The following is a 1527-nucleotide window of genomic DNA, read 5'->3' on the forward strand; positions in this document are numbered from 1 at the left end:
TTCCCTATCGGGCAGGCTGGTGAACAGTTCGACGTCGGTGAATACCGCTTCGGGCGCGTAATAGGTGCCGAGGTGATTCTTCCCGACCCCGGAGTTGATCGCCTGCTTGAGCGACAGCACCGAATCCATGGCCGCGATGGTGGTCGTCGGCACGTGCACCAATCGCACGCCGCGGAACAGCAGGTTCGCCATCAGCCCGGCCAGATTGCCGGGCACCCCACCGCCGAAGGACACCACCACCGACCGCCGCGTGATGCCCGCCCGCAACGCGGTCTCCAGATGGCCCGACAGGCAGGTCAGCGTCTTCATGGATTCGCCGGAGGGATGCGAGAGGATCAGCGCGGGAATGGATCCGGCCAGGGTGTCGAGGTGGTGACGGTAGCGGGCGCGGACGTCGTCGTCGGTGACGATCACCAGTTTGTCGGGTCCCAGGGCGGTGATCGCCGCACCGATCTCGGCGACGCAGTCGCGGCCGAAATAGTAGGGAAACGATTGTTCGCCGATCACTATCGTGCGCGACCGTAGACCCGATTCGTCGCGCGACAATGAAGTATTGGCCATTTCCGGTGCCGCTCCTCGCTATTGGCCGATCCCCCATCGACTCCCTTGCCGGCGCCATTGCCGACCCTCGCCCGGCAAATATCGAATGCGCGCTACCCACTTGGCAACCGCTGGGATTCCCCAGTCAGGTGCACGGGAATTCACGAGTACCACTGTGCGAAACAAGGTGTTGCGCCGCCACCACCGCCGGTGGTACCAGCGCTTCCGGCCACCCCGGGTCGTCGTTCCATGCGGCCCGGGCCGGTGCCGCCCCCTAGGCTGGGGGCAGATGACCGTGTGCGAAGGGATGCCGTTGGCCGACAACGAATTCGGGCTGCCGACCGTCGAGGTGCTGCGCGCGCCCACGCTGGCGGAGTTCGTGCGCGAACGCCGGGCGCGGGCCAGTACGCGCTATCCGGCGGGGCTGACCCGTAAGCAGCTGGCCGAGGCCACCCATGCCAGTCTGGGCTACATCGCCAAGATCGAGCAGGGTGAGGCGCTCAATCCCGGTCCGGCCATTCTGGATTCGCTGGCCGTGGTGCTCGAGCTCGACACAGCCGAACGCGTGCACCTGTACCACCTGGCCCAGCAGCGCCCGTCGGCGTCGTCGGCGCGGGCATTGCGTCACGGTGACACGGCGGCCGCCGCGGTGCGCACCACGCTCGACGCCCTGCTGCCGCATCTGGCCGCCGCGATCGACGACGCCTGGAATGTGGTGGCCTGCAACAGCGCCTTCGACGAGGCGCTGCCGGGACTCGCGTGCCGGGGGCACGTGCTGCGCTGGATGTTCACCGATCCGCGGGCGCGCATCGTGCTCGAGGAGTGGGAGCGCGAGGCGCGGTTGATGGTCGGGCGCTTCCGCGCCTACGCGGCCGGGGCGCCGGTCAGCGGCGACCTCGACGGGCTGCTGCGGGAATTGGGCGAGCAGCACGACTTCCGGCGACTGTGGAACGAGGGGCACGTGTACATCGGCCGCCAGGACCCCAC

1 protein-coding gene and 1 pseudogene are annotated in these 1527 nt (G+C 68.2%); one reads left to right on the forward strand and one right to left on the reverse strand.

Annotated features, from left to right (window positions below):
• Positions 1-561: pseudogene (locus ACIRS4_RS36685) on the reverse strand (hypothetical protein); the annotation flags it as partial.
• 268 nt (positions 562-829) lie between these two features.
• Here ACIRS4_RS36685 and ACIRS4_RS36690 point away from each other — a divergent pair.
• Positions 830-1527: helix-turn-helix domain-containing protein (locus tag ACIRS4_RS36690; RefSeq protein WP_404204367.1), on the forward strand; the 698-nt coding region annotated here is incomplete at its 3' end.

Origin of the sequence: Streptomyces sp. NPDC101166 (assembly GCF_044768125.1) — a bacterium.
Classification (GTDB): domain Bacteria; phylum Actinomycetota; class Actinomycetes; order Streptomycetales; family Streptomycetaceae; genus Streptomyces.